The following is a 25288-nucleotide window of genomic DNA, read 5'->3' as shown; positions in this document are numbered from 1 at the left end:
GACAGACGCGTCACTCATTTACTCAAAAGCTCATTTGAGGAGAGTATAGGGCAGGGACGCAGCATGAATGCCATGGGCGTGCTAAAGCTACCCCTGTCGCGCCCTGACCTCGTCGATGAAATCGCCGACAGACCAGAGCCAGCTACGCTGCGCTTCGGTATAGCTGCCGTGAACAGGGGAGGGGACCACGAGCTGAAGGCTGGACGCCTCCATCTGGTCCGTCTGCGGCTCTGAAATCCCCGGCTCCAGCGTCAGAAGGTGCTTCCGGCTGATCTTCTCGGCTTCCGCCAGGACCTGCCGCCAGCGGTCCTTGCAGGTGGATTTGGCTCCCAGCATGGTCAGGCGGGGGTCTCCCTCGGCCGGAGCTGCCTGATAGGTTTCCAGATCGGGAAAGAGGAAATCCGGTTTATGATTATGCTCTGTCACAGCCCCCCGGACATGCCGGATGTCGTGCGCCCGCAGGACCGCCGCCAAATGGTTCTCCAGTGAATGCCCCATGCGGGACTTGCGCCGGTTCTGGACGCTCAGGGAAAAGCTGATGAAGCCGTCAACGTCCGTGCCCTCGTCGTTCAGGAACCCGGCCTCGATCCGTGAGGACACTATTCTGCGCTCAAGTCGCCGGAACAGAGCCTCCTCATGGTCCAGCCAGGTAATGAGCGCCGCGTCAGGGTCGTCCTCGGCACGGACCTCGGGCAGGGTGAGGCGGGCCAAATCGGAAAACTCGGCCGTCTTCGGGAACGTGGTGCCGTACTTCTCGATGATGCTGTCCAGTTTGTCGGCTTCCGGCTCTTCGAACTCGATGCCGATCTCGTCCAGAATGAAGCGGGCGGCAAAATCCAGCTCGGGCTCTTCGTCGGAGAACTCGCGGGATACGAAAGACTTGCCCTCGGGGCGCAAGCCGAACAGCCAGAAAAGTTGCTGCTCGCTGGTCGATCCCTCCGGTGCCACAATGAACCACAGAACCCCGCCTTGGTCCTTGGCAAGGAACAGGGTGTCTCCGGCCTTCATGGCCTCAGTCACGGGGTTTGAAGGGTAGTAGAGTCGCCATTCCGGCGAACGATCCGGATTATTGAGGCGTGTGTCGTAGTGCGTGGCCCAGCTCTCTTCGGTAAAGCCTTCCTGATCGCCTCCTAGCCAGATGTAGATCGCGGGAAACTTCTGGTGCTGTGTGGCGCCTAGAAAATCGTTCCGCATTTGGGGCGTTGTATTCACCTCGTGCTGGTTAGATCGTCTAGGCTCGGCGTCCACGGCAGACAGGCGCTTGACCCCGACACCCTCGAAATAGTCAGACAGTTGCCCGCGTTGTATCACCGCTCACCTCCAGCGTTTTTGTATCCGATTTCAACCATATGGCGCATTGATCGACAACGCTGTCGAAGGGCAGGCGGGTCTTGCCCTTCAACGCGCATTCCCAGACCGTGCCAATGCGCCAGCCCGCCTCGGTCAGGGCTTGATGCTGCCGCCGGTCGCGCTCGATGTTCGCCCCGATCTTGTCGCGCCAGAAGTCCTCACGGCTTTTCGGCCAGCGAAACAGGTGGCAGTCGTGACCGTGCCAGAAGCAGCCATGAACAAAAATCACGGCACCCCGGCCCGCGAACACAAGATCGGGCCTGCCCGGCAGGTCCTTGCGGTGCAGCCGGAAGCGGAATCCACGCCTGTGAAGCGCGGAGCGGATCGCCAGCTCGGGTTTGGTGTTCTTGCCTCCGATGCCCGCCATCATCCGACTACGGACGGCGCTGGAAACGGTATCAGCAGGCATTACGCGTTCGCCAGCGACGCCTCCAGCATCTCCAGATGTTCGGCGGGCATTTCGCTTGCGGCGTAGGCGCGCCGCTCGTCCAGTGGCAGTGCAGGCTGTATAGCGGCGGGAACATCCCGCCCGTCCAGCTCCATCGCCTCCGCGATCCGCGTCTGCATGAGCTGTGCGACCGCATTGACGACCGGCACGACAACGGCGTTACCGAACTGGCGGTAGGCCTGCGTATCGGAGACGGGGATTTTCCAGTTCGTTTGCCGGGGCTTCTCGAACCCCATCAGGCGCGCGCATTCGCGCGGTGTCAGACGGCGCGGCCGGTTGTTCTTCTGCTCGATCAGGATTTCGGAGCCGTCCTTGTAGTAGCGGGCGGACAGGGTGCGGGCCACGTCCTTCGGCCCGAACAGCGAAAACCCGAACCCGTTCCCGGCGCTGCGGTGCTTCTCCTTGTAGCCCTGCAGGTACTTCCACATGTGTTCGGTGAGCGTGTATTTCGGATCAACGTCCCTATCGAGGATCGTGCCAAGCGTCGGGCCGTCACCCTCCGGCACGGCGAGCTGGTCGAAGTCGAACTCGACGCTGTGATCCTTGAAGCCGACGATGAAGATGCGTTCCCGCTTCTGGGGCACCCAGGGTGTCGAGCTGATGACCCTGTGGAAGACGCGGTAGCCCAGCTCCTTCTCCAGCACATGGATGATCGTGGCGAAGGTCTTGCCACCGTCATGGCGCTCAAGGTTTTTCACGTTTTCCAGCAGGAAGGCAGGGGGTCGGTGGTGGTCGATGATCTTGGCCAGATCGTAGAACAGCGTTCCCTGCGTGTCGCAGAGGAAGCCGTGGGGGCGGCCAAGGGCGTTCTTCTTGCTTACACCGGCAATCGAGAATGGCTGGCACGGAAAACCGGCCAGCAGCACGTCATGGGCCGGGATTGTCTCCGGTGCGTCCGCGAAGGGACGCACATCCTCTGCGAAGACGTGTTCGCTGTCGGCAGGCTCCGGAAAATTGGCGCTGTAGGTCTCCCGGCTGAACCGGTCCCACTCGGCCGTGAACACGCACCGGCCACCGATGGCCTCGAAGGGCAGGCGCAGGCCGCCTATTCCCGCGAAAAGGTCGATGAACCGGAACCCCTCGGGCCGCTCGCCCGTGCAGCGTGCATCGGCGGTCTGGCGCAGCTTCTCAAGCCGGAGCCGGTCGATCCGCTTGCCCTCACCCTTCATGTTGCGCCGGATCGTGCGGTCACTCACGCCCAGCAGATCGGCTGCGGCATCAATGTCGAGACCGGCGCGCTCCATCAGTTCCGCAAATTCTGTCCGTGGATGCGCGTTCATGTGCCTGCCCCTGCTCTGTGTTGGTTATTGACAACATGTCATAATCCGTCCCAGTGGCTTTGGGAACCCTGTTTCTGCTACTTGTTCACTTTTTGTCCTAACATGCGATTACCAAAGACGGCATAAATGTTCTACTTTTGTGCTTGTGCCCACCATGATACATGTCGTGGGAGCGAACGAATCTGACGCAGAATGTAGAAGGAATTGATATGGCGCGCGTATTTATCAGCTTTGCGATGGAAGATCGAAGTTTGAGGGATTTTCTCGTCGGGCAGAAGCGGAACGCGCGCACCCTGATCGACTTCACGGACTACTCGGTCAAGGAGCCGTGGTCCTCCAGCTGGAAAACCAACTGCCGTCAGCGGATCAAAACTTGCAGGGGCATGATCGGCATCGTGACATCGAACACGCCCAAAGCAGACGGCCAGCTCTGGGAGCTGAAGTGCGCGATTGAAGAGAACATCCCCCTGATGCTCATCCATGGTTACAGCGCACCTGAGCGAAAGCTGAGCACCTTGCCGTCCGTGATCAGCGGGCGACGGGTGAATCTCTGGACGGAAGATAATGTCGTCAGCTTCCTGAACCGGTTGGGCTAGGAGAATTACCATGAAAAAAGCTCTGATCGTCGGCATTGACGACTATGATCCGCCCAACGAGTTGAACGGCTGTGTGAACGATGCGGTGGAACTCGCTGCGCTTCTGGAAGCCAACGGCGACGGTTCTCCGAACTTTGACGTACGGCGCATCATCAGCTCCGAAGGCCCGGTTACGAGCGCAGAACTGCACGAGGCTATCGGTGAGCTGTTCACTGGCGATGCGGACACTGTCGTCCTGTATTTTGCCGGGCACGGGATCATGGATGAGGAAACCAACAACGGGTATCTCGTCACCCAGGATGGTAGAAATCCGAACTGGGGCGTCAGCCTCAGCGGCGTACTTCAGCAGGCCAACAAGGCACATCCTCGGATCAAATCGACAGTGATACTTCTGGATAGCTGCCAGTCAGGGTTCGCCGGAGAGGTTTCCGGATTGGGGGACAGTGGAGCCGTTTCGCATATCGGCAACGGCGTCACCATCCTGACTGCCTGTCACCGCAAAGGCTTTGCAGCGGAGACGAACGGACACGGAAAATTCACGGATATCATGATTGACGGCCTGGGAGGCGCTGCCAGCGATGTGATCGGGCGTGTCACGCCTGCGTCGCTCTACGCGCATGTCGATCAGACACTCGGGGCCTGGGAACAGCGTCCGATCTACAAGGCGAATGTCCAGAGCTTCATCAGCCTGCGTGAGGTCAGCCCGAAAGTGCCGAAGGAAATTCTGCGGCGTCTGCCAAAGTATTTCCCGACCGCATCACATGTGCTCAAACTCGATCCTTCTTTCGAACCGGATCGTGGCGAGGAAGCCGAGCGCCTGAAAGGCATTCCGGTCGATGAAGACAATGTTCGCATCTACCGTGAGCTTCAGAAATGTCACCAGCATGGCCTGATCACTCCGACTGATCATGAATACATGTGGCACACAGCTGTATTTTCGGGCGGTTGCCGCCTTACGGCAACCGGCGCGCACTATCGGCGACTGGCCGAAAAGAAGAAGATCTGAGGAGCGGTCATGCCGAGCAAGGTATTTATATCTCACAAGAACACTGATGCCGCTTTGGCTGAGAAGGTTGCCCGGCGAGTCCGCGTCAATGGGCTGGAAACCTATCTCGATACCATTGACGATGCACTGGTGAAGGATGGGCCCGATCTCGCTGATCTTCTTCTGTCTCGCATGGGGCAGTGTCAGCAACTGATCGCTGTGGTGTCCTCGCAGACAAAAGATTCATGGTGGGTGCCGTGGGAAATCGGGGTCGGATCGGAAAAGGGTTTCCGCATGGCCAGCTACTCCGAAACTCACGTTTCTCTGCCCAGCTATCTCGAAAAATGGCCTGCGCTCCATACGGATCGTCACATTGATCTTTATTGTGAGTATTCCAAACAGACAGAAGTAGCTCTGAACCGCCGGATGCGTGATGTTCTGACGGAAGACCGTCGAATGCAGGTCAGGAAATCCGAGGCTCTGGACTTCCACAAACAGCTCAGAGCTGCGATCCGGTAGCTCTAAGCCCGCCGCACTGTTCTCTCGCTGACCTTAAACAGGCGCGCGATCTCGGGCACTGAACGGTGTTCCTCGTCCCTCATGCGGCGCACCTCGTCCTTCTGAGCGGGCGATAGGGCAGGGGGCCTGCCCCCGATCCGACCGCGTTTGCGCGCGGAGGCCAGGCCTTCTCTGGTCCGCTCGGAAATTCGCTCCCGCTCGAACTGCGCGATGGACGCGAAGACGTGAAACACTAGACGGCCGGCCGGCGTCGTTGTGTCGATGTCCTCGGCCAGCGACCGGAAGCCGGCACCGCGCTCGCCGATGGTTTCCACGATCTCCAAAAGGTCTTTCAGGGACCGGGCCAAGCGGTCGTATTTGGTGACGGTCACCACGTCGCCGTCGCGGAGCTGATCGAGCATCTTGTTCAGCTGGGGCCGTTCGCGCTTCGATCCGCTGATCCTGTCCGCGAAAACCCTGCCAGCTCCGGCCGCCGCCAGCGCGTCGGTCTGGGCATCGAGGTTCTGGTCGTCAGTGCTGACGCGGGCATATCCGATAATCATGCCGCGATCTGGTCAGAAAGGTGGGGTTTTGTCCAGATCGTCGCAGCGCAGAAGATGCCCTCAGTGAGCCCGAAGCTGCAAAATTTCTACGGCGCAGTTACTGTCCGGTCTGCGAGATTTCCAGAATGTCTTCGTGCGCCCCAGTCGCGCCCCAACGGACTATTTCCGACAGGATCGGCAGCAAGGCTTTGCCACGTGGCGCGAGCGAATACTCTACCTTCTTCGGCACTACCGGATATTCTTTGCGGTGCAATAGTCCCATTTCGGTCATGCCCTTCAGTTCGCGGCTGAGGATGCGCGGCGTGACTGGCTTGCCCAGACCGCCCTTCACCAGCGACCGCCCGATCTCTCCGAAACGCTGCGGGCCGCGATGTAGGACGCACAGGATGTGCAGCTTGTAGCGGCCTCCCACGATCTTATTGAACGCGATAGCCGGACAGAGCGTGATGTGGCTCATGTCGAGGCCGGTCAGCAAGGAGACTTCCGGTCCCCTTCGGGTGTCGTCATCCAGTGCCATGAAAGAATCTCCATGCTATCGTTTTTGTCCGTATTTACGAAATCGTACTACCCAATGTAGCCTGTAATCAATGGTGAAAAGGAGATCACTCATGACTGAGACAGCAAGCCTCAACCACAAGATTACGGCCACGACAGACCCGGCAACGGGCGATGTCGAAGCCTCGGCGGTTTTCGACACCACGCCGGAACGTCTGTTCCGGGCGCTGTCCACAAAGGAAGTCTGCAACTGGTGGGTCCGGCCGGGCGTGTTCAACACACAGGAATGGACCGGCGACGTCCGGACGGGCGGTCGATGGGCTGCGGCGGGTGTCGGTGGTGGCCAACCCTATCAGTTGGAAGGCGCGTTCACCGTCGTGGATGAGCCGCGCAGACTCGCGCACACATGGAAGCCCGTGGGCGCGCCCATCGAGCCCGCAACGCTAACCTATGATATTGAACAGCAGGCGGATGGCGTGCGCCTGACCCTGCGCCATGCTGGTCTGCCGAACGAGGACGTTCGCGAAAAGACCCGCGCGGGCTGGGAAACCAGCTTGGTCCGGTTGCGGGAAATCGTCTCGGCCGAGAGAGACTGAACCACGCAATGGCCTATGATGAAGCCCTTGCCTCCCGCGTCCGAAGTGCCTTGTCGGATGTGGGCGATCTGCGGGAACAGAAGATGATGGGCGCGATTTGCTTCATGGTTGGAGGCAATATGTGCTGCGGTGCAACCGGGGACGCGCTCATGGTCAGGGTTGGGCGCGACGGCTATGAGGCGGCCCTGGGGCAAGATCATGTGCGACCGATGAAGATGTCCGGCGGGCGCAGGCCGCGTGGGTTTGTTCTGGTCGATCCGCCAGGCATTGAGACCGAGGATGAGTTGAAGCGGTGGATCACGCGCGGACGCAAGTTCGTCGCCACACTGCCAGCAAAATGAGAAACTGACCATTTCCACTCACCCAGAAACAAAAAACAGTCATTTGAACGAATGCAGCGTGCGCCCGCCTTGTCCCGCACACCGGTCTCTGCCCAATTCCGCAACACTACGGGCAAAAACCTGTCAAAACTAGATTGGTTTTGCCGGGGGTTTTTGCCTAACCTAAGTGACTGATCTGATGTGGGGCAGGGAGAGCGGCCAAAAACGGCCGTCTTTGGCGTGCAGGTTCTGCCACTGGGTTTGTGTCCGGTGTGCGGGACAGAGCTGGCTTTCGCTGCGGTTGCGCAGATGTTTGGTTTAGGTCAATCAAGCAGGGATAGCTTTTTGAACCACAGGAGCGACTGTGAAGACTGTCATCCTCGAACATGAATACGCCTCACCGGCGAAGGAGGTCTGGGCGCTGGCAACGGACCTCGATGCACTCAGGGAAATCATGGATGGGGTTGTCAGCTTCGAAGGGTTGCCGAGCGGTCGCGTATACCAAGGCCAGAGAATTACCGTGCAGGTGTCGCTGTTCGGGAAGTTACCGCCTCAGCCGTATTTCATGGAAGTCCTGGAATGCGACGACGAAGCAATGATTTTGCGGTCTTCTGAAAAGGGCGCAGGCGTCAAATCGTGGCGTCACACTCTGACCGTGGAACCGCAGCAGTCAGGATCCAGGCTGCGCGACGTCATTGAAATCGACGCGGGCTGGATGTCATGGGCCTTCGCGCTCTGGGCACGGTTTCTGTATCGCAAGCGGCATGAACCGCGCGTTCAAATGCTTGCGGACATGCGGGCGAAACGGTCTGAGACTGAGTTGTCCGATGCAGAATCGCCGTGAAGTGAACCAAGATGGACTGCGGCCCTTCGCGCTATGTGCAGTGAACTGCAAAAAGGGCTCACTCCAGACCTTCTCCGCAGCGCAGGATGCGCCAAAACTCAACCCTTTCTGTCATCGGCAATAACGACCGTATTTGTCACACCCGTTGTGACCATAGGTTTTTGTCCAACAGCGGACGCAGCGCCAACTCGACCCTTTCGCGGTATGCTGGCTCAAGTGCCAAGATCGGGCGCGGCGGCGTTATAGGTCCAAATCCAAGGCTCTCCGCGATAGCGAACATCACCCGGAAGCTGCCGAACTCCCGGAAGAGCGCCCAGAGGGGAGCGAAGGCGTGGTCGATACGCTCGGCTTCGGCCGCATTCCCCGCCTGGGCCGCACGGGTTAGCGCGAGTGCGGGTTCCGGCAGGAGACCGGCCACCACGCTATACCAGCAGGCGCCACCAGCGAGCAGCGCGTGCTTCGCGCCCCAGTCACCGCTGTAGCCGATGGCGAAGTCCTCCGGCGTCATGGCCCGCAGGCGCCGCATCTCGCCTGCATAGTCGCCGTCCGCAGCCAGAGGCATTTTCACCGCGATCACGTTCGGAAGCTCGGCCAGTCGCGCGATCAGGTCCGGGCTGAAGGTGAATTTCGTGGTGCCCGGGTTGTTGTAAATGCACAGGGGGAGTCCGCCGGCCGCAGCGACGGCCTCGAAATGGCGGAACACCTCCTCGTCGGTCAGCGGTTGGTAGGACATGGGCGCGAGAAGCAGGCCGTCTGCACCGGCCTCCCTGGCGTCGCGCGCGAGGTCCTCGGCGAGATCGGTTGTGAGGGCACCGACACCGACGATGAGCGGCGTCCGTCCCGCCGCACACTCCACGGCGGCCCGCAGCGTGCGCTTGCGCGCCTCCGGCGTCAGGTAGGCGTATCCGCCGGTGCTGCCGAGCAGTCCGATGGAGTCCGCCCCAGCTGTCACGATCTGCTCGAGGAAGTGTTGCAGTAGCTCAGGCTTCGGCTGCCCCTCATCATCGGTGGGCGTGAGGGGGAACGCCGACAGGCCAGTAAACAGGGTCATGGGAGCATCTCCTTCAGACGCGTGACAGGAGCAGGCGAAGGCCGGCAAACCCGAAGAAGACGGCCAGGACGCCTTCGATCCCGCGCCGGGCGCGCCGGTAGAGGCGGATCATCGGTGCCGTCGAGAACACGAGCGCGTAGCCGCCGAAAATCGTCACGCTCAGGATCGCGCAGCCTACCAGAATGGTGGCCACGTCATGCCAAGATGCCTTGGCGCCGAGACCGAGAGTGACGAGGGCGATCCAGGCCAGCACGGCCTTCGGATTGGCCAGATGCATGATCAATCCATGACGATAGAGCGCCACGGAGGACGGAGCAGTCTCGGTCTGGGCGGCTCCGGATGAGATCGCGGTATCGGGCGTCATCGCGCTTCGGGCGCGCGCACCGCGAGGTAGAGCAGGTATAGGCCGCCGAGGATCTTCAGGACGATCAAGGCTTCGGCGTAGCGCGCGAGCAAGGCGGACACACCGGTGGCCGCAGACAGCCCCCAGAACAGCGATCCGGAGATGACGCCCGCGGCCAGCGCCAGCCCGGCCTGCCGACCGTGATTCATCGCCACGCCCATGATTCGAAGGGTGCTTGGACCGGGGCTTCCGGCCGCGATCACGTAGGCGGTGAAGACGACGAGTAGGTGGTTGATGTTGTCCATCGCGTGTCCTCTCAGGTTCCGGCCAGCAGCTTGAAGGCGATGATCCACATCACCATCGCGATGAGCGTCTCGAGGATGCGCCAGGCCGTCGGCCGCTCGAACACCGGGCGCAGCTTTATGGCACCGTAGCCGAGGGAAAAGAAGAAAACGAACGACCCGAGAACCGCGCCGACAGCAAAGGACCCCTGGCTGCCGGTGAACTGGGTGGAAATGGTTCCCAGAAGAACCACCGTGTCGAGATAGACGTGCGGGTTCAGCCAGGTGAGGGCGAGACAGGCCACCAGCGTGTGGAAGAGGTCGGTCTTCGGCAGCGAGGAATCTGCGGCCAACGCCTCCTTCGACCGTAGCGCGGACATGAGGCTCTTCACGCCATACCAAGTCAGGAAGGCCGCGCCGCCATAGCGCATGACGGGCTCGAGCCAGGGCAACCATTCGGAGACGGTCCGGAAGCTGGTCACCCCCACGGTAATCAGGATCGCGTCCGAGATCGCGCAAGCGAGACAGACTGCCAGGACATGCTCGCCCCGCAGCCCCTGCCGCAGAACGAAGGCGTTCTGGGCACCGATCGCCACGATAAGACTGAGGCTCATCATCATGCCGGTAAAGAAGACTGCGAGATCCATGTGCTGGCCTCCACTCTGAAAGAATGGCCGTGGACTATGCTGTTGCAGGCGATTAGACAAATTAAAGACCCTGATGCGGATGAAGGTAAGCTAAATGGCGGTGGATTACGCAGCGCTCCGGGCCGTAGCCGCTGTCGTCAGGACCGGCAGCTTCGAACGGGCGGCCGCGTCGCTCAATGTGACCCCGTCGGCCGTCTCGCAGCGCATCAAGCATCTCGAGGAGCGTTTTGGCGCGGTGCTCATAGAGCGTGGGACGCCCTGCACCGCCACGGACAAGGGTCTTGCGCTCTGCCGGCACATGGACCGCGTGGGGATGCTCGAAAAGGACCTTATGGCGCAGCTGCCCGAGCTCTCTGAGCCGGAAGATGCCGGGCAACGGGTGACCCTCAACGTGGCCACCAACGCCGACAGCCTCGGGACCTGGTTTCTCGAAGCCATCGCGTCCTTCACCAAGGCCAGCGACTATCTCGTAAATGTGGCTATAGACGATGAGGACCATACCGCCGACTGGCTCCGGCGCGGCCGAGTGCTTGCTGCCGTTACCTCGCTCGAACGCCCCGTCCAAGGATGCCGTGTCACGCCCCTCGGTTCACTCCGCTACCAAGCGACGGCGAGCCCCGACTTCGTGGCCCGATACTTCCCGGATGGCCTCACGGAGGAGGCGTTCCAGCGCGCGCCAGCGCTCACCTTCAACCAGAAGGACCGGCTCCAGAATGCCTGGGCGCGGGAGGTATTCGGGCACGACATGTCATTCCCCACCCATTGGCTCCCATCGACGCAGAGCTTCCTCGAGGCGAGCCTCGCCGGCATGGGGTGGGCCCTCAATCCGGTGCAGCTCGCAAGGCCCCACCTCGAGCGCGGTGAGCTCGTCGAGCTTTTCCCCGGAAAGCTGCTGGAGCGGCACCTGTTCTGGCAGATCAACCGACTGGCTGCCAACCAGCTTCATGAGTTGTCCCGGTCTATCCTCTCGGTAGCGCGGCGCGAACTCAGCTCGCTATCTTGACGCTCCACCGACGGCAGCTTTTGTCCGCACTGCGGACAGCGGTTGGCGCGTCCTTCAAGGTTTTCTGTCAGGAGCGTGCTTGTCAGAACTCAACCGTTTTTGTCACTGGCGGAAACGACCCGTTTTGGATGAAAACCCATCTTCCATTAGAATAGCCTTTGCATGGAACCAGACGGCCTCACAAATTTAATCCGCAGGCACTCGAATGAATGCCATCGCTTCTCTCGCAAGTTGTGACATGCCTGTCCCGCCATTCTCATAATGGTGCGATAGCTTTGCGCGCATCCGCGGCTCCCAGAAGTCATTGAGATGGGCCGCGACGCGTTCGGCTTGATCGGTGCCGGGCTGGGTGGCGAAATAGGTGGCAATCTGGTTGGCCATCATGACCAGTTTATCAGGCTGCATGGCAGGCTCCTGTCTGGATGCGCTCGGGGTGCGCGTAGATGTCGAAACTGCCGCCTCGAGCAAAGGCGGCCAGCGTAAGGCGCGCGCCCTCGGCCAGTCGCAGCGCATGGGCGGTGGGGGCCGACACGGCGAGGAGCACAGGGCAACCGGCGATGACAGTCTTTTGCACCATCTCGACCGACACGCGCGAGGTCAGCACGATGGCACCGGTGGCGGGGTTGATCCCGCCGCGCAGCATCGCGCCGATCAGCTTGTCCAGCGCATTGTGCCGCCCGACATCCTCGCGCGCCAGCCCAATGACGCCGCCAGAATTCATGAACCCGGCGGCATGGACCGCGCGGGTCTGGTCGTGCAGCGGCTGATGCGCGCGCAGCGCGTCGGTAGCCTGGCGCGCTGTGGAGCAGCTGACGCGCAGCCCTCCCTCTGGCAGCACCGGCAGGGGACGCAAAGCCTGCTCGAGACTGTCGATGCCGCATAGACCACAGCCCACCGGCCCCAGCACGTTGCGCCGGCGCCGATGCACCGCCTCGGCCCGCTCGGGTGCAAGCCAGAACCGCGCTTCGATACCATGCGCGTGGCTTACCACCTCGAAATCCATCACGTCCTCGAGGCCGCGGATGAACCCCTCCGTCAGGGCAAAGCCCATGGCGAAATCCTCGATATCGCTTGGACTGGCCATCATCACGGCCGCAGTGGTCCCGTCAAAAACCAGCGCGGTCGGCGTTTCTTCGGGGAGGCTGCGCCGGATATCATGCATCCCCTCGTGCCGGACGGTGACGCCCGGCACGCTTTGGGTGAGGCGGTGCGCTCTCATGCCGCTATTCCGCCGCTGGCAGGATGCGGCGCGATTGTGCCGCCTGCGCATTATACGCCTCCTGCCAGTCGGTCGGACCGTTGGAGTGCGAGACCTGCACTGCCGTCACCTTGTATTCGGGGCAATTGGTGGCCCAGTCCGAATAGTCGGTGGTGATGACGTTGGCCTGCGTGTCGGGGTGGTGGAAGGTCGTGTAGACCACGCCGGTCGACATCCGCTCGGAGATCTTCGCGCGCAGCGTCGTCTCGCCCGAGCGGGACGCCAGCTTGATCCATTGCCCGTCCTTGATGCCGCGCAGCTCGGCATCATGCGGGTGGATCTCCAGCAGGTCCTCGTGATGCCATTCGCTGTTGGCGGTGCGCCGCGTCTGCGCGCCGACGTTATACTGCGACAGGATCCGCCCGGTGGTCAGCAAGAGCGGGAAGCGCGGGCCGGATTTCTCTTCGGTCGCCACGTATTCGGTGACGATGAACCGCCCCTTGCCACGCATGAAGCCATCGACATGCATCAGCGGCGTGCCTTCGGGATGCGCCTCGTTGCAGGGCCACTGGACCGAGCCCTTCTCTTCCAGCACGTCATAGGACACGCCGGCGAAGCTGGGGGTGGTCAGCGCGATCTCGTCCATGATCTGGCTGGGATGGGTATAGTGCCAGCCCGCGCCCATAGCGTTGGCCAGAAGCTGCGTCACCTCCCAGTCGGCATAGCCGTTGAGCGGCTTCATCACCTCGCGGACGCGGTTGATGCGCCGCTCGGCATTGGTGAAGGTGCCGTCCTTTTCCAGGAAGGTCGAGCCCGGCAGGAAGACATGCGCGTAATTCGCCGTCTCGTTGAGGAAGAGATCATGCACGATGACACACTCCATCGCGGCGAGGCCGGCGGCGACGTGTTTGGTGTCGGGGTCGGATTGCAGGATATCCTCGCCCTGGCAGTAGAGACCCTTGAAGGTGCCTTCGACCGCGGCATCCAGCATGTTGGGGATGCGCAGTCCCGGCTCGTTGTCGATCTCGACGCCCCAGACCTCCCGGTAGATATCGCGCACGTCGTCGTTCTTGACATGGCGATAGCCAGGCAACTCATGCGGGAAGCTGCCCATGTCGCACGAGCCCTGCACGTTGTTCTGTCCGCGCAGCGGGTTCACGCCGACACCGCGGCGGCCGATATTGCCGGTCAGCATGGCAAGGTTGGCGATGCCGATCACGGTGGTGGACCCTTGGCTGTGCTCGGTCACGCCGAGGCCGTAATAGATCGCGCCATTGCCGCCGGTGGCGAAAAGGCGCGCGGCCTCGCGCAGATCGGCAGCGGGCACGCCGGTCAGCAACTCGGTCGCCTCGGGGCTGTGGCGCGGATCGCTGATGAATTCGGCGTATTCGCTGAACTCTTCCCAGTCGCAGCGCTCGCGGATGAACGCCTCGTCCATCAGCCCTTCGGTGACGATCACATGCGCGAGGGCCGAGACGACGGCGACGTTGGTGCCGGGGCGCAGCGGCAAGTGGTGCGACGCCTCGATATGGGCCGAGCGCACCAGGTCGATCTTGCGCGGGTCGATGACGATGATCTTCGCCCCGGCGCGCAGGCGCTTTTTCATGCGGCTGGCAAAGACAGGATGCGCGTCGGTCGGGTTCGCTCCGATCAGGATGATGACGTCCGTATCCTCGACCGAATCGAAGTCCTGCGTGCCGGCGGAGGTGCCGAAGGTCTGGCCCAGCCCGTAGCCCGTAGGCGAATGGCACACGCGCGCGCAGGTGTCGGTGTTGTTGTTGCCGAAGACCGCGCGGGTCAGTTTCTGCACCAGGTAGGTCTCCTCGTTGGTGCAGCGGCTGGAGGTGATGACGCCGATGGACTTCTTGCCATACCGCTCCTGAAGGCCGCGCATCCGCTGCGCGGCGAATGTCAGCGCCTCGTCCCAGTTGACCTCGCGCCACGGCTCGTCGATGCGGTCGCGGATCATCGGGCTGAGGATGCGGTCCTTGTGATTGGCGTAGCCATAGGCGAAGCGGCCCTTGACGCAGCTATGGCCGCGATTGGCCTTGCCGTGCTTGTAGGGGACCATGCGTACCAGCTCGTCGCCGTTCAGCTCGGCCTTGAAGGAGCAGCCGACGCCGCAATAGGCGCAGGTGGTGATGACGGAACGCTCGGGCGTGCCCAGTTCGATGATCGACTTCTCCTGAAGCGACGCGGTGGGGCAGGCCTGCACGCAGGCGCCGCAGCTGACGCAGTCGGAGGCCATGAAATCATCGCCCGCCGCACCCGCCGACACGCGGCTTTCGAACCCGCGGCCCTCGATGGTCAGCGCGAAGGTGCCCTGCACCTCTTCGCAGGCGCGCACGCAGCGCGAACAGACGATGCATTTGCTGGGATCATAGGTGAAATAGGGGTTCGACTGGTCCTGCGGGATGTATTCGGGGTTGCCCAAGTCCTCCGCAGTATCGCGAGTGCGCGCGCGGATGTCGCCCGCGGCCAGTGTGCCGATCCCCAAGGGGTCGTAATGGTTGCGCCCACTCTCGTAGCGCTGGTCGCGCAGGCCGACCGCGCCGGCCATGTCCTGCAATTCGCAATCGCCATTGGCGCTGCATGTCAGGCAGTCGAGCGGATGGTCCGAGATGTAGAGCTCCATCACACCCTTGCGGATCTTCTTGACCTTGGAGCTTTGGGTGCGCACGGCCATGCCTTCGGCCACCGGCGTGGTGCAGGAGGCGGGCGTGCCGCGCCGGCCCTCGATCTCGACCACACACAGCCGACACGAGCCCCACGCCTCCATGTTGTCGGATGCGCAGAGTTTCGGCACCTGGATGCCCGCTTCGGCGGCGGCGCGCATGACGGAGGTGCCTTCGGGCACCGTCACTTCGAACCCGTCGATGGTCAGGGTGACGGGCGCGCCCTGCCGGGCCGGGGTGCCCATGTCGCGGTCGTCCATGGATGTGGGGATGATGAAATCCTTCATTCCGCTGCCTCCTTCTGGGTGGCGAAGTCATCGGGGAAATGGGTGAGGGCCGACATCACCGGAAGCGGGGTAAAGCCGCCGAGCGCGCAGAGCGATCCGTCGGTCATCGTCTCGCACAGATCGGTGAGCAGCGGGATCGCGTCCGCGTCGCCGCGCGCGATGCGGTCGATCGTCTCGACCCCTCGGACCGACCCGATGCGGCAGGGGGTGCATTTGCCGCAGGATTCGACCGCGCAGAACTCCATCGCGAAGCGCGCCATGTGCAGCATGTCCGCGCTGTCGTCGAAGACCGTCAGCCCCGCATGGCCCAGCAGCCCGCCCTTGGCGTCCAGTTCCTCGTAGCCGAGCGGCGCGTCGAAATTGGCGACCGGGATATAGGCGCCCAGGGGGCCGCCGACCTGCACCGCCTTGACCGGACGGCCCGTGCGTGTGCCGCCCGCCAGATCGTTCACGACCTCATCCAGCGTGATGCCGAAGGCCGTCTCGAAGAGCCCGCCGCGCGCGACATTGCCGGCGATCTGCAAGGTAACGGTCCCGCGCGAGCGGCCGGTGCCGAAATCGGCGTAATGCTGCGCGCCCTTCTCCAGTACCACCGGCACGGTGGCGAGGCTTATGACGTTGTTGACGACCGTCGGACGCCCCAGGAACCCTTCGAGCGCGGGCAGCGGCGGCTTGGCCCGCACGACGCCGCGCTTGCCTTCGAGCGAGTTCAGCAGCGACGTCTCTTCGCCGCAGACATAGGCGCCAGCGCCCACGCGCACCTGCATGTCGAAGGCGCGGCCGGAGCCGAGGATATCGCCGCCCAGCACGCCCTTGGCCCGGGCGATGCGGATCGCCTCGTTCATCACGGTGATGGCGTCGGGATATTCCGACCGCAGGTAGACATAGCCGCGGGTCGCCCCGACCCCGAGACCGGCGATTGTCATGCCCTCGATCAGGGTGAAGGGATCGCCCTCCATGATCATGCGATCGGCGAAGGTGCCGCTGTCGCCCTCGTCGGCGTTGCAGACGATGTATTTCTGCGGCGCGTCGGCCTCCATCACCGTTTTCCACTTGATCCCGGTGGGAAAGCCCGCGCCGCCGCGCCCACGCAGGCCGCTGTCCGTGACTTCGGCCACGATCTCGGGCGCGGTCATGGCGATTGCGCGGCGCAGACCGGCCAGCCCGCCATGCGCCTCATAATCGGCCAGGTCCAGCGGGTCGATCACGCCGCAGCGGGCAAAGGTCAGGCGCGTCTGGCGCGCGAAAAAGGGAATGTCCTCGACCGCGCCAAGGCAGTCCATCCGGCCATCGAACAGCGCAGGAACGTCCTCCACGCTGACTGGGCCGAATGCCTCGCGGCCATCGCCGCGGTCGATCTCGACCAGCGGCTCGAGCCAGATCATCCCGCGCGAGCCATTGCGGATCAGCGTCACATCGAGGCCACGCGCCTCGGCCTCGCGGCGGATCGCGTCCGCCACATCGTCGGCCCCCAGCGCCTTGGCGGCGCTGTCCATCGGAACATAGATCTTCATGCGCCCGCCTCCGTTAGAATACGCTCAAGCCGGGGGGCATCGAGACGCCCGACAACCTTGCCATCGACCATCGCCGCCGGCCCGCAGGCACAAAGACCCAGGCAATAGACAGGCTCGACCGTCAGAGCACCGTTCGGGGTGGTCGCATGCCAGTCCAACCCCAGCTTGGCCAGCGTCTCCTCAACCATGACGTCGCCGCCGACCGACTGGCACGCCTCGGCGCAGCAGATCTTGACCACATGCCGGCCCGCAGGTTTTTCGCGGAAATCGTGATAGAACGACACCACGCCATGCACTTCGGCGCGGGTCATGTTCATGATATGCGCGATGCGCGAGATGGCGGGCGCGGGAATATGGCCGTATTCAGCCTGCAACCCGTGCAGCATCGGCAAGAGCGGACCCTCGCGCCCCTTGTGCGGCATGAGGATCGCGTCGATCTCGTCATCGGTCGGGATGGGCGGCGTTGGTTGCATGGCTCACCTTTTGGCTATGTTGCCGCAAGGGTAGCTGCCGCTCTATTGTATTATCAATAACACAATACCGTCAACCGATTGATAAAATCAATCAAAACCTTCCGAAAGCCTTGCAGCCTGCTTCAGAAGTGCCTGCAATGTAGGTGTGTGCGGCTCGCGGTAGGGCGCGACGAGGCCAACGGTGGGGTGGCGGATATTGCCGGACAGCGGCACCAGGCGCAGTGCCTTGCCCTGGCTGAGAAAGCGGGCGATATCGGCAGGCAGGATCGTCAGCCAGTCGCCCTGTTCGACATTGGCCACCAGAACCACGGCCGAATCCGATTCGATCCATGCATCGGGCGTGACGCCCGCGTCCCGGAAATGGCCATTGATGATGCGCCGGTTCTGGTTTTCGGGAGTCAACAGAGCCAGCCGCTCGCTGCCCAACTCGTCCCAACCGACTGAATCGCGGCATGCAAAGGCCGAACTTTCGCTGCAAATCAGCATGTATTTCTCGCGGTAGAGCGGCTCGGTGCTGAGCCGTCCGGTCGGCTCGTTGTCAAGATAAGTGATGCCGGCATCGACTTCGAGATTCTCTATCATCGACAGGATCTCGATCGAAGTGCGCGACAGCAGCGTCAGGCGCACGTTGGGATTGCTTTCGCTGAATTTGGCCGAGAGCTGCGCGGCCCATGTGAGAGCGGTAGGGATGACCGCGACGCGCAGCTGTCCCGTGAGGCCGTTCCTGCTGAATCGCATCTCCTCGCGCAACTGGCGGGCGTCAGCGGTTATGCGGCGCGCCCAGACCAGCGCGCTCTGCCCTTCGGGCGTCAGACCGCCGAACTTGGAGCCGCGAAAGACCAGCTTGACGCCGAGTTGTTCCTCGAGGTTCTTTATCCGGGTCGACAGGGTTGGTTGCGTGATGCCAAGTTCTTCGGCCGCCTTGCCAAAGTGCTGCAGCTTGGCAAGAGCAATGAACATTTCAAGCTGATCGAGCATGGAGAAAACTTTTCAGGTCCGAAGTAAATTTGGCACCACTGGCATGGACGCTAGTCGTGCCTACAAGGGCCTCTCTAAAGCTTTTCGACATTAACCTGAGACATATCCGGCACTCTTTTGGGTCGTAGAGATCGCAGAGTGATCCGATGGCCCCGAAGACCTCGGTGAATGTTCTGGCGCCGATCCTTCGCAGGTGTGCTTTCAGCTTTGAGTAAGCTTGCTCTATGGGGTTCAGATCGGGCGAGTACGGCGGCAGGTAGAGGAACCAGCAGCCGTGGTCGCGCAAGGCCTGCGCGGCCTCCTTGTTTCGATGCGTGGCCAGGTTATCGAGGATGACGACTGTGCCGGGGGCGATCTCGGGGACCAGAATTTCACGGATGTAGGCGGCAAAAGCAGGGCCATCCATCGCGCCTTGATGGCCCATGGCGCGATCAGCGCGTCCTGGGTCAGACCCGCGATCAGCGTCTGCGTGCCCCAGCTGCCAAAAGGGTGCGTCCATTGTCAGGCGTTCACCCCGCTGCGCCCTGCCGCGCAGATGGGTCAGATTGGTCTTCACTGCCGTTTCGTCAATGAAGACAACGCGTTCGGGCAAGCCCGCAATGGCAGGCAGCCGATGTCTGAACCAATCCGCGCGCTGCTGCCTTACCTTGGCGCGACGGCGCTCGGTGGCGACCAGCAAATTTTTTTTATACTTGAACCCGAGTCGGGACAGCAGATTGGCGATGGAGGAATGATGCACCCGCACGCCCTCGGCATCGGTCAGCGCATCGCGCAACTCGAAGAGCGTGATGTCGGGGGCCTGCGCGACCAGTTCCTCAAGGAAGGCCTGGTGCGGTGCCAGCTTTCCCTTGCCGCGCGGCGGTCCCTGGCGGGCCGGTTCCGCATGGCCCTTGATCCTCACCTGATGTCCCCATCGCGCGCCCGTGACCGGTGACACCTTCAGACGCAACGCCGCCGCACGACCGCTTAACCCTTCCTCAATCAATCTCTGAAACCGCGTCCGAAGCGCCGTTGGCAAAGGTGCTGACATGATCCATCCTCCCAAAAAAAGATGAATCACATCTGATGTCTCAAGGGAATACCCCGCGATTCAAGTTCAAACCGAAACGCTTTAGGCGGCGTCTGCAGTGAAAGGCAGCAAAGTCCCGCGCTGCGGACAATGGTCAGCTCATCGGTGAAGGTCTGCTGACGCCGTTCAGCGGGCAAAACTCATCCGTTTTTGCCACCGGCGGAATCCACCGTTTTTGGCGCACAGGTTTTGTCAGGGGGGTTATGTCCGGTGTTCGGGTGCCTTCCCGCCATTCGCTGCACACCTGCCGACCGCTAAGCTTAGAGAGCGCGCATCGCGCCTGAGAACTGGTTCCTGAAAGTTGCGGCGCGATGGGCTTTGCGATTCGGTAGTCGACGACCGCTGGTCCGAACCTCGGGGTCGCCGCCGTCAGTGGAGGCTGTCTATCTTGTCGAGCAATGCGGTCAGCCGGGATACATAGGGCGGATAGGTCGCGCCGTCCGCGGCCTCCAGGTCGGCGATGCTCAGACCTTCGGGAAGGTGTGCGTTTGCACGCTCCAGCAAGGTGGCGGCAGATGCCACGTCATCAAGGGCTGCCATTGTCGCCGCGTGACGATAGAGGACTTCCGTGACGGGCGGCGCCAATGCGTAGGCACCCGCAGCCATGTCGTAGTCCTCTGCATAGAAGGCAGCGGTTGCCAGCGCCGCGTTGTACCAGGGCGGCGGCGCTGGGTTCAGCTCATATGCACGCAGGGCCCACTGGATAGCATCCTCCCCGACGGGGACGCGACGCGCGCCACCCCAGGCCGCCTGTGCCAGAATGTCCGGATTGTTGTGCCCAAGCCTTGCCGCCTTTCGCAACGCGGCCTCGGCGGCGGCATGATCCCCAGCACGACCCATCAGAAAGGTGACCTGAACCAGCGTTTCCGGATCGTTGGGGGACAAACGATAGGCGTTTTCCGTCGCGGTGATACGGCGCGACAGGTGATCCTCGAAACTCTCGACTGTCCGTGCGCCCTCCATCTGCAACAGATGAACGACCGCAAGGGCAGTCCATGCGCGCGCGTACTCCGGGTCGAGAGCCAACGCCTGCTCGAGCAAGGCCTGCGACTGCGCGAGACCTTCGGGCGTGAACAGGTGCTTCTGCTCGATGGCGCGCAAATAAAGGTCGAATGCACCCAAGTTACCCGGAGACGCATCCAATTTCCCGAGCGTATCTTGGGCGACCACACCCGTCCATGCAGGCGAGATTGTGGCCTCCACCTTTTCCAGCAGGTCGGCTTGCATGGCAAACACCTCGTCGGCCGGGCCTTCCCACACCTCAGACCACACGATCCGCCCCCCGGTTCCGTCCGTCAGTCGGGCGGTCAGGCGCACCGTTTCGGGGGCGGCGCTGATTGTGCCGCTAAGCATGTAGGCGTCCCGGGGCACGTCGACATCGGACATCGCGGCCTGCCGGACATCGAGCCAGTCGTTGCGCGCAAGCGCCGCCGAAAGCTCGTCCGCCAATCCATGACCGATCCGTGACCACTTTTCGGAGTCGTAGAGATCGAGAAACGCGGAGACGACGATCACCGGACGTTCGTCCCGATGCGCCGCGCGGGGCCACAGCAAAACGCTGGCCAAGACAGCCAGAGCCGCCAACCCGGTGAGCGCAATCCGCGCCCGCCACGTCCAACGGCCCCTTCTCTTGTCGTCCACGATCTGGACGTCGGACGTTTCCAGCATGTAGCCCCGCTTGGGAAACGTCTTCAGCAGCCTGTGCCCGTCCCCGCCGAGGGACGCACGGATTTCGCGGATGCATTGGGTCACGCTGTCTTCGGTCACGGTTGTCGTCGGCCATACGCGAGACATGATCTCTTCCCGGCTCACGACATCGCCGCGATGCGCCAGAAGGTCTCGCAGGACCGCCGCGGTCTGGGGACGCAGGGCCACTGACTGACCGTCCCCGGCTGACATTACACCCGTAGCAACGTCGAAGCTGAACGCTCCGATCCTGACCTGATCAGGTTCCATGCGGCCCCCTTTTCAGCGCGTGCGGCAATCCTAATCCGGTCGGGGCCGAATGCAGAAGGGAACGTCGGACGATATCGGGCAGATTTCATCGAACTTTCAGGACATGAAAGGCGGTTCCGCGGAACGGTCGAATAACCAGTCACAGGAGGATCGCATGACCATAACATCGAATATCGCGTGGAGCCTTGCCGCTGCAGGACTCGCCCTGATCACGACATGCCTGCATGCGGAGACCCTCGACATCGACGGCCGCGCGGTCGATGTCCGCATCGAGGGGGAGGGCGCGCCGGTTATCTTCGTTCACGGAGCCCTGTCCGATCTCAGAGTCTGGGACGGGGTTATTGATGCGCTGGCCGAGAAGGTGCCGGACCGTAGACTGGTCTCTTACACCCAACGGCATTTCGGCCCCGGTGATGCGCCGATCGGACTGCCGAAAGATTTCAACCGCGATACGCATGTTTCGGATCTGATCCGTTTGACGGAAACCGTAGGGAACGGGACCCCAGCGATCCTGGTGACTTGGTCATATGGCGGTGAAATCGGCCTGCACGCGGTGATGCGCAGACCCGAACTATTTGGTGCGGCGATCCACTACGAGCCCATTCTTTTCCCATTGCTGTCGGAACTGCCGGGCGGGAAGCGCGCCATGCAGGAGAAGGTCCGCACCGTCTTCGCCCCGGCCGTGGGCCTCGCGAAGCAGGGTGATCTCAATGGTGCAGCGATGCGGTTCATGGAAGGCGCGTTCCTGATGCCCGAAGGATCGGCAGCGGACGCACCCCTGCCCTGGCCCACGATTTGGCAAGACAACAGCAAGACCATTCCGGCCTATGGCGCGATGGCACCGCTGCCAGTCACTTGCGAAGACCTCGGCGCGATCACAGCCCCTGCTGTGATCTTGGAGGGAAGCGAAAGCCATATCGACACAGTGATGATGGCAGACCGGGTGTCGGAATGCCTGGACAACGCATTGACGATCAACGTCCCGGGAGCAAACCACGGAATACCGATGCGCGCTCCGGAACAGTTCGCGGATATGGTCACCTACGTACTGAACCTGCTTCGCTGAAAGGTTGAAGGACCGGTGTTTTCCATACGACAGGGCCACGCAGGGATGCGCCAAAACTCAACCGTTATTGCCACGGGCAAAAACCACCGTTATCGCCCCGTCCTGAACAACCGCACCGGCGCCTTGCCGCCGCGTTCGATTACACCCTTGGCCTCTTGGTCGAGCTGCACTGCCTTCAGCCACCATCCGGCCTTCTCGCCGCCCGGAAACAGCTCCTGTGACAGGTTCGGCAGCAGCGCAGCCTTGGCCTCGGCGACACTCATGCCGGGAGGCTCGGTCGGCAGTACCGGCAGCAAGGCGTCCCGCATGGCGATGAATTTCGCCTTGTTCACCCGCTGGACGTGGTTCGGCGATGTGATGCTTTCGATTTCGATCTTCTCGTCCGTATCAGACATTGATCTCTCCCGTGGTTGGCGTCTTCGGGTTGCGGAACCCCATGGCGACCCACGCTCCGAACAGCTTCGCGAAGAACCCGAGACTCTGTTTCTTCGCGTTGGGAATGTCGTCCGGCAGCGTGGCCCCTTCGGGTAGGTCGGAGGCCATCGTGCGCATCGTGGGCGCAGGCCTTGTGCCATCCGGCCAGAGCCCACCATAAAGACTCAGCCAATGCCCGCCCTTGAACTCCAGATAGACTGGCGTGTTGCAGCAGGTGGCGATCACCCGCGTGCTGGGGGCTTCGGGGGACAGGCGGAACCCGGCCAGGTTGTCGGTGCCGGACAGAAAACGCACGCGGTCCTTGCGATACATGACGAAGGCAGTCGTGCTGTGATCCGTGAGGATTTGCGGGGCGCCCTCAAGGCGCTGCATTCGGTCCGCCGCTTCGCGGCAAGAGGTGCAGCAGCATTCGACGCTTTCGATTGGCTTGCCCTCGACTTCGAGGCGGGTCTGACCGCAGGCGCATCCGATTTGTGTTGTCTCACCCATGCGCTGGCTCCTTCTCGGCGGCGGCTTCGAGGGCGGCGATGTCGATCTTGCCCATCTGCATCATGGCCTCGCTCACACGGCCCACCACGCCCGGATCGTCACTGGCCAGCAGGTCCGGCATCCGCTTTGGCACGATCTGCCAGGATACGCCGAAGCGATCTACGACCCATCCGCAGCGCCCCGGTTCGCCGCCTTTCGCGGTCAGCGCGTCCCAGAGCCGATCAGTTTCGTCCTGATCCTCTGTCAGCACAGAGATCGAGGCGGCGGGCGTCAGCTTGTAATGCGGACCTCCCGTCAGGATCATCATCGGCGCACCGGCCAAGTTGAACTCGACAATCATAGGATCGTCCGGCTGGCCGTTCTCGCGCACCGCCTCGATCCGACTGTCCGGCACGAGCTTCACGTAGTCTTGGGCTGCTTCGTGTCCGCCCTTCTCGAACCAAAGGCAGGTCCGCACTTTTGAGGCATGTTCCATTGGTCAATTCTCCCTTGTTGTTGAGGTTTGTGGTTCGACATCAAGACCGAACAGGCCCCGCACATAGCGGATCAAGTGATCAACACTCTCGCGGGCGAGGTCCGAGTCTCCGGTGGCCTTGGCGAGAATGAACCCACCCTGAAGAACCGCCTGCGTGTGGCGGGCAAGGCTCTCGGCTGTCCATTCGGCATCAATCCCTCGCTGCGCTCTGGCCGCTTCGATGTCGGCCTCCAGTGTGGCGGCATGACCGAAGATGCTGGCAGCGCAGGCGTCCCGGATCGCGGGGGCGCTGTCATGCACCTCCTGCGTCATGGTGCCGACGAGGCAGGTGTATTCAAAGGTCTCGCCACCGATGATCCCCTTGCGGAAATCCAGATAGGCCAGCACCCGGTCCAGCGGATCGTCGGGTTTGTGATAGGGTGCGCCCGCAAACAGCGCGCTGGTCGTCTCGGCCCAATAGTTCGCGGCTGCGACACCAAGGGCATCTTTCGTTTTGAAGTGGTGAAAGAATGCGCCCTTCGTGACCCCGGCCGATTGGCACAGGTCGTCAACGGACGTTGCGGCGAAACCTTTCTGGCGGATCACGTCGCGGGCCGCTTCCAGAAGGCGGGTGCGCGCATCGCCGCGCTCGGGGGATTGTTTGGTCGGTCTTGGCATGGTTGACATACATACCGGTCGGTCGGTATGTAGTAAAGAACAAACTAGGGAGACAGATCATGAGCTATATCGACGGCTTCATTCTCGCGGTGCCGACCGCGAACAAGCAGACTTTCACCGAACACGCCGACCGGGCGAACCGCTTCTTCATGGATCAGGGCGCACTGCGAGTCCGGGAATGCTGGGGCGACGATGTGCGCGACGGTAAGCAAACCGATTTCCGGAAGGCCGTGCAGGCCAGGGACGACGAGACGGTCGTGTTCTCGTGGGTCGAATGGCCGGACAAGGCCACGCGCGATGCCTGCGGCGCAAAAATGGAAGAGGCCTCGAAATCCGACGAGCGGATCAACCCCGAGAAAAATCCGATGCCGTTTGACGGGATGCGGATGATCTACGGCGGCTTCTCACCTGTGGTCGAACTCGACGCCTGATCAAAGGAAGCTGACTTTCGATTAGTCATCGCGAGCGGCTGCTTCCCCCCGCAGTGTGACAGTGCATACGATTTGCAACGAATAGCATTGTTCGCCATGAACACCGCTTGCCTGTCTCTGCGTCCGGGCATGAAATGCCCATCCGCGCGAAGCGCCGGGCCTGTCGGCGGGTGGCCTTCAGGTTGCCCGCCGATAGGTCACCCTGAAACCCTCCTCGCCCAAGATCACACCACAACGCAACGCAAAAGACCCCCGCCTGCTGACGGGGGCCAAGATCATTCGACG

30 protein-coding genes are annotated in these 25288 nt (G+C 62.2%); 9 read left to right on the top strand and 21 right to left on the bottom strand.

Annotation, left to right across the window (positions count from 1 at the left end; genetic code table 11):
* Positions 1–87 precede the first annotated feature (87 nt).
* From NANH_RS0100370 to dcm, 3 genes are read right to left on the bottom strand one after another with little or no spacing between them, the layout of a single operon-like run.
* The gene (locus NANH_RS0100370) at positions 88–1311 is read right to left on the bottom strand and encodes a type II restriction endonuclease (protein ID WP_245601334.1); all 1224 of its coding nucleotides are present in this window, start codon (positions 1309–1311) and stop codon (positions 88–90) included.
* Positions 1286–1759 carry a very short patch repair endonuclease gene (locus NANH_RS0100365; protein ID WP_027260273.1) on the bottom strand — a complete coding sequence of 158 codons (474 nt, stop codon included), beginning with the start codon at positions 1757–1759 and terminating at the stop codon, positions 1286–1288. Before NANH_RS0100365 ends, NANH_RS0100370 begins: the two co-directional genes overlap by 26 nt.
* Positions 1759–3078: a DNA (cytosine-5-)-methyltransferase gene (gene dcm / locus NANH_RS24935; RefSeq protein WP_074920782.1), complete on the bottom strand. Its 1320-nt coding sequence runs from the start codon at positions 3076–3078 to the stop codon at positions 1759–1761. The genes NANH_RS0100365 and dcm overlap by 1 nt, the downstream gene beginning before the upstream one ends.
* A 209-nt stretch (positions 3079–3287) precedes the next feature.
* Between dcm and NANH_RS0100355 the strand changes: the two genes are divergently transcribed.
* Genes NANH_RS0100355 through NANH_RS0100345 form a run of 3 tightly spaced genes read left to right on the top strand, consistent with a single transcriptional unit; the run spans position 3288 to position 5178 of the window.
* Positions 3288–3674: a hypothetical protein gene (locus tag NANH_RS0100355; RefSeq protein ID WP_027260272.1), complete on the top strand. Its 387-nt coding sequence runs from the start codon at positions 3288–3290 to the stop codon at positions 3672–3674.
* Between the two features lie 10 nt (positions 3675–3684).
* The gene (locus NANH_RS0100350) at positions 3685–4680 is read left to right on the top strand and encodes a caspase family protein (RefSeq protein WP_027260271.1); all 996 of its coding nucleotides are present in this window, start codon (positions 3685–3687) and stop codon (positions 4678–4680) included.
* Positions 4681–4689: 9 nt separating this feature from the next.
* Positions 4690–5178: a toll/interleukin-1 receptor domain-containing protein gene (locus NANH_RS0100345; protein WP_027260270.1), complete on the top strand. Its 489-nt coding sequence runs from the start codon at positions 4690–4692 to the stop codon at positions 5176–5178.
* Positions 5179–5180: 2 nt separating this feature from the next.
* Here the strand turns inward: NANH_RS0100345 and NANH_RS0100340 are convergent, their stop codons facing one another.
* Together NANH_RS0100340 and NANH_RS24930 are read right to left on the bottom strand one after the other, a co-directional pair.
* Positions 5181–5720: a recombinase family protein gene (locus tag NANH_RS0100340; RefSeq protein WP_027260269.1), complete on the bottom strand. Its 540-nt coding sequence runs from the start codon at positions 5718–5720 to the stop codon at positions 5181–5183.
* Between the two features lie 97 nt (positions 5721–5817).
* Positions 5818–6237: a winged helix-turn-helix transcriptional regulator gene (locus tag NANH_RS24930; protein ID WP_051372164.1), complete on the bottom strand. Its 420-nt coding sequence runs from the start codon at positions 6235–6237 to the stop codon at positions 5818–5820.
* A gap of 91 nt (positions 6238–6328) precedes the next feature.
* On the opposite strand from NANH_RS24930, the gene NANH_RS0100330 reads away from it, so the two are divergent.
* The 3 genes from NANH_RS0100330 to NANH_RS27285 all read left to right on the top strand — a co-directional run bounded on the left by NANH_RS0100330 (position 6329) and on the right by NANH_RS27285 (position 7975).
* Positions 6329–6811, top strand: coding sequence for an SRPBCC family protein (locus NANH_RS0100330; protein WP_027260268.1), 483 nt, complete (start codon positions 6329–6331; stop codon positions 6809–6811).
* Between the two features lie 8 nt (positions 6812–6819).
* A complete protein-coding gene (locus NANH_RS0100325; protein WP_027260267.1) occupies positions 6820–7152 on the top strand; it encodes a TfoX/Sxy family protein in 333 nt (110 codons plus the stop codon).
* Between the two features lie 343 nt (positions 7153–7495).
* Positions 7496–7975: an SRPBCC family protein gene (locus NANH_RS27285; RefSeq protein ID WP_051372163.1), complete on the top strand. Its 480-nt coding sequence runs from the start codon at positions 7496–7498 to the stop codon at positions 7973–7975.
* 136 nt (positions 7976–8111) lie between these two features.
* Here NANH_RS27285 and NANH_RS0100315 read toward each other — a convergent pair whose 3' ends face one another.
* From NANH_RS0100315 to NANH_RS0100305, 4 genes are read right to left on the bottom strand one after another with little or no spacing between them, the layout of a single operon-like run.
* Positions 8112–9026: a dihydrodipicolinate synthase family protein gene (locus tag NANH_RS0100315; RefSeq protein ID WP_027260266.1), complete on the bottom strand. Its 915-nt coding sequence runs from the start codon at positions 9024–9026 to the stop codon at positions 8112–8114.
* Positions 9027–9039: 13 nt separating this feature from the next.
* On the bottom strand, positions 9040–9390 hold the full coding sequence (locus tag NANH_RS29025) for a LysE family translocator (protein ID WP_211237066.1): 351 nt from the start codon (positions 9388–9390) through the stop codon (positions 9040–9042).
* Complete coding sequence (locus NANH_RS29735) at positions 9387–9674, bottom strand: LysE family transporter (RefSeq protein ID WP_211237065.1); 288 nt, start codon at positions 9672–9674, stop codon at positions 9387–9389. Before NANH_RS29735 ends, NANH_RS29025 begins: the two co-directional genes overlap by 4 nt.
* Positions 9675–9685: 11 nt before the next feature.
* Positions 9686–10297, bottom strand: coding sequence for a LysE/ArgO family amino acid transporter (locus NANH_RS0100305; RefSeq protein WP_027260265.1), 612 nt, complete (start codon positions 10295–10297; stop codon positions 9686–9688).
* Positions 10298–10391: 94 nt separating this feature from the next.
* Between NANH_RS0100305 and NANH_RS0100300 the strand changes: the two genes are divergently transcribed.
* Entirely contained in the window at positions 10392–11300 is a 909-nt protein-coding gene (locus NANH_RS0100300; RefSeq protein ID WP_036049047.1) for a LysR family transcriptional regulator ArgP, read from the top strand.
* Between the two features lie 186 nt (positions 11301–11486).
* Here the strand turns inward: NANH_RS0100300 and NANH_RS0100295 are convergent, their stop codons facing one another.
* The 8 genes from NANH_RS0100295 to NANH_RS0100260 form a co-directional block, all read right to left on the bottom strand.
* Complete coding sequence (locus tag NANH_RS0100295) at positions 11487–11705, bottom strand: formate dehydrogenase subunit delta (protein WP_027260263.1); 219 nt, start codon at positions 11703–11705, stop codon at positions 11487–11489.
* Complete coding sequence (gene fdhD / locus NANH_RS0100290; RefSeq protein WP_027260262.1) at positions 11695–12519, bottom strand: formate dehydrogenase accessory sulfurtransferase FdhD; 825 nt, start codon at positions 12517–12519, stop codon at positions 11695–11697. The genes NANH_RS0100295 and fdhD overlap by 11 nt, the downstream gene beginning before the upstream one ends.
* A gap of 4 nt (positions 12520–12523) precedes the next feature.
* On the bottom strand, positions 12524–15460 hold the full coding sequence (fdhF, locus tag NANH_RS0100285) for a formate dehydrogenase subunit alpha (RefSeq protein WP_027260261.1): 2937 nt from the start codon (positions 15458–15460) through the stop codon (positions 12524–12526).
* Positions 15457–16974, bottom strand: coding sequence for a formate dehydrogenase beta subunit (locus tag NANH_RS0100280; RefSeq protein WP_027260260.1), 1518 nt, complete (start codon positions 16972–16974; stop codon positions 15457–15459). Before NANH_RS0100280 ends, fdhF begins: the two co-directional genes overlap by 4 nt.
* Positions 16971–17447 (bottom strand): formate dehydrogenase subunit gamma, encoded by a 477-nt coding sequence (locus NANH_RS0100275; RefSeq protein ID WP_036049044.1) that lies wholly within the window; start codon positions 17445–17447, stop codon positions 16971–16973. Before NANH_RS0100275 ends, NANH_RS0100280 begins: the two co-directional genes overlap by 4 nt.
* Positions 17448–17534: 87 nt before the next feature.
* A complete protein-coding gene (locus NANH_RS0100270; protein WP_027260258.1) occupies positions 17535–18425 on the bottom strand; it encodes a LysR family transcriptional regulator in 891 nt (296 codons plus the stop codon).
* On the bottom strand, positions 18409–19455 hold the full coding sequence (locus NANH_RS27670; protein ID WP_074920786.1) for an IS630 family transposase: 1047 nt from the start codon (positions 19453–19455) through the stop codon (positions 18409–18411). The genes NANH_RS0100270 and NANH_RS27670 overlap by 17 nt, the downstream gene beginning before the upstream one ends.
* A gap of 408 nt (positions 19456–19863) precedes the next feature.
* On the bottom strand, positions 19864–21450 hold the full coding sequence (locus tag NANH_RS0100260; RefSeq protein WP_027260257.1) for a winged helix-turn-helix domain-containing protein: 1587 nt from the start codon (positions 21448–21450) through the stop codon (positions 19864–19866).
* 49 nt (positions 21451–21499) lie between these two features.
* Between NANH_RS0100260 and NANH_RS0100255 the strand changes: the two genes are divergently transcribed.
* Positions 21500–22516, top strand: a complete 1017-nt coding sequence (locus NANH_RS0100255) for an alpha/beta fold hydrolase (RefSeq protein ID WP_027260256.1) — start codon at positions 21500–21502, stop codon at positions 22514–22516.
* An 89-nt stretch (positions 22517–22605) separates the two neighbouring features.
* Here NANH_RS0100255 and NANH_RS0100250 read toward each other — a convergent pair whose 3' ends face one another.
* The 4 genes from NANH_RS0100250 to NANH_RS0100235 are packed head-to-tail and all read right to left on the bottom strand — an operon-like array spanning position 22606 to position 24572.
* Complete coding sequence (locus tag NANH_RS0100250; protein WP_027260255.1) at positions 22606–22911, bottom strand: DUF6958 family protein; 306 nt, start codon at positions 22909–22911, stop codon at positions 22606–22608.
* Positions 22904–23440, bottom strand: a complete 537-nt coding sequence (locus tag NANH_RS0100245) for a GFA family protein (protein WP_027260254.1) — start codon at positions 23438–23440, stop codon at positions 22904–22906. Before NANH_RS0100245 ends, NANH_RS0100250 begins: the two co-directional genes overlap by 8 nt.
* On the bottom strand, positions 23433–23915 hold the full coding sequence (locus NANH_RS0100240; RefSeq protein ID WP_027260253.1) for a VOC family protein: 483 nt from the start codon (positions 23913–23915) through the stop codon (positions 23433–23435). Before NANH_RS0100240 ends, NANH_RS0100245 begins: the two co-directional genes overlap by 8 nt.
* A 3-nt stretch (positions 23916–23918) precedes the next feature.
* Positions 23919–24572, bottom strand: coding sequence for a TetR/AcrR family transcriptional regulator (locus NANH_RS0100235; protein ID WP_027260252.1), 654 nt, complete (start codon positions 24570–24572; stop codon positions 23919–23921).
* Positions 24573–24631: 59 nt separating this feature from the next.
* Here NANH_RS0100235 and NANH_RS0100230 point away from each other — a divergent pair, with 59 nt between their 5' ends.
* Positions 24632–25003, top strand: a complete 372-nt coding sequence (locus NANH_RS0100230) for a DUF1428 domain-containing protein (protein ID WP_027260251.1) — start codon at positions 24632–24634, stop codon at positions 25001–25003.
* Positions 25004–25288: the final 285 nt, after the last annotated feature.

The sequence above is a fragment of the Sedimentitalea nanhaiensis DSM 24252 genome (genome assembly GCF_000473225.1).
GTDB classification, from domain to species: Bacteria; Pseudomonadota; Alphaproteobacteria; order Rhodobacterales; family Rhodobacteraceae; genus Sedimentitalea; species Sedimentitalea nanhaiensis.
This window is presented reverse-complemented; position numbering and strand designations above follow the sequence as displayed.

Bases quoted from the DNA above. Each gene is read 5' to 3' on its own strand.
- NANH_RS29735 (WP_211237065.1), bottom strand. From the start codon at position 9,674: ATGGACAACATCAACCACCTACTCGTCGTCTTCACCGCCTACGTGATC.
- NANH_RS0100365 (WP_027260273.1), bottom strand. From the start codon at position 1,759: ATGCCTGCTGATACCGTTTCCAGCGCCGTCCGTAGTCGGATGATGGCG.
- NANH_RS0100275 (WP_036049044.1), bottom strand. From the start codon at position 17,447: ATGCAACCAACGCCGCCCATCCCGACCGATGACGAGATCGACGCGATC.
- NANH_RS0100260 (WP_027260257.1), bottom strand. From the start codon at position 21,450: ATGGAACCTGATCAGGTCAGGATCGGAGCGTTCAGCTTCGACGTTGCT.
- NANH_RS24930 (WP_051372164.1), bottom strand. From the start codon at position 6,237: ATGGCACTGGATGACGACACCCGAAGGGGACCGGAAGTCTCCTTGCTG.
- NANH_RS0100250 (WP_027260255.1), bottom strand. From the start codon at position 22,911: ATGTCTGATACGGACGAGAAGATCGAAATCGAAAGCATCACATCGCCG.
- NANH_RS0100330 (WP_027260268.1), top strand. From the start codon at position 6,329: ATGACTGAGACAGCAAGCCTCAACCACAAGATTACGGCCACGACAGAC.
- NANH_RS0100350 (WP_027260271.1), top strand. From the start codon at position 3,685: ATGAAAAAAGCTCTGATCGTCGGCATTGACGACTATGATCCGCCCAAC.
- NANH_RS0100295 (WP_027260263.1), bottom strand. From the start codon at position 11,705: ATGCAGCCTGATAAACTGGTCATGATGGCCAACCAGATTGCCACCTAT.
- NANH_RS0100230 (WP_027260251.1), top strand. From the start codon at position 24,632: ATGAGCTATATCGACGGCTTCATTCTCGCGGTGCCGACCGCGAACAAG.
- NANH_RS0100300 (WP_036049047.1), top strand. From the start codon at position 10,392: ATGGCGGTGGATTACGCAGCGCTCCGGGCCGTAGCCGCTGTCGTCAGG.
- fdhF (WP_027260261.1), bottom strand. From the start codon at position 15,460: ATGAAGGATTTCATCATCCCCACATCCATGGACGACCGCGACATGGGC.
- NANH_RS0100235 (WP_027260252.1), bottom strand. From the start codon at position 24,572: ATGCCAAGACCGACCAAACAATCCCCCGAGCGCGGCGATGCGCGCACC.
- NANH_RS0100315 (WP_027260266.1), bottom strand. From the start codon at position 9,026: ATGACCCTGTTTACTGGCCTGTCGGCGTTCCCCCTCACGCCCACCGAT.
- NANH_RS0100270 (WP_027260258.1), bottom strand. From the start codon at position 18,425: ATGCTCGATCAGCTTGAAATGTTCATTGCTCTTGCCAAGCTGCAGCAC.
- dcm (WP_074920782.1), bottom strand. From the start codon at position 3,078: ATGAACGCGCATCCACGGACAGAATTTGCGGAACTGATGGAGCGCGCC.
- NANH_RS27670 (WP_074920786.1), bottom strand. From the start codon at position 19,455: ATGTCAGCACCTTTGCCAACGGCGCTTCGGACGCGGTTTCAGAGATTG.
- NANH_RS0100325 (WP_027260267.1), top strand. From the start codon at position 6,820: ATGGCCTATGATGAAGCCCTTGCCTCCCGCGTCCGAAGTGCCTTGTCG.
- NANH_RS0100345 (WP_027260270.1), top strand. From the start codon at position 4,690: ATGCCGAGCAAGGTATTTATATCTCACAAGAACACTGATGCCGCTTTG.
- NANH_RS0100340 (WP_027260269.1), bottom strand. From the start codon at position 5,720: ATGATTATCGGATATGCCCGCGTCAGCACTGACGACCAGAACCTCGAT.
- NANH_RS0100255 (WP_027260256.1), top strand. From the start codon at position 21,500: ATGCAGAAGGGAACGTCGGACGATATCGGGCAGATTTCATCGAACTTT.
- NANH_RS29025 (WP_211237066.1), bottom strand. From the start codon at position 9,390: ATGACGCCCGATACCGCGATCTCATCCGGAGCCGCCCAGACCGAGACT.
- NANH_RS0100245 (WP_027260254.1), bottom strand. From the start codon at position 23,440: ATGGGTGAGACAACACAAATCGGATGCGCCTGCGGTCAGACCCGCCTC.
- NANH_RS0100305 (WP_027260265.1), bottom strand. From the start codon at position 10,297: ATGGATCTCGCAGTCTTCTTTACCGGCATGATGATGAGCCTCAGTCTT.
- NANH_RS0100355 (WP_027260272.1), top strand. From the start codon at position 3,288: ATGGCGCGCGTATTTATCAGCTTTGCGATGGAAGATCGAAGTTTGAGG.
- NANH_RS0100240 (WP_027260253.1), bottom strand. From the start codon at position 23,915: ATGGAACATGCCTCAAAAGTGCGGACCTGCCTTTGGTTCGAGAAGGGC.
- NANH_RS0100280 (WP_027260260.1), bottom strand. From the start codon at position 16,974: ATGAAGATCTATGTTCCGATGGACAGCGCCGCCAAGGCGCTGGGGGCC.
- fdhD (WP_027260262.1), bottom strand. From the start codon at position 12,519: ATGAGAGCGCACCGCCTCACCCAAAGCGTGCCGGGCGTCACCGTCCGG.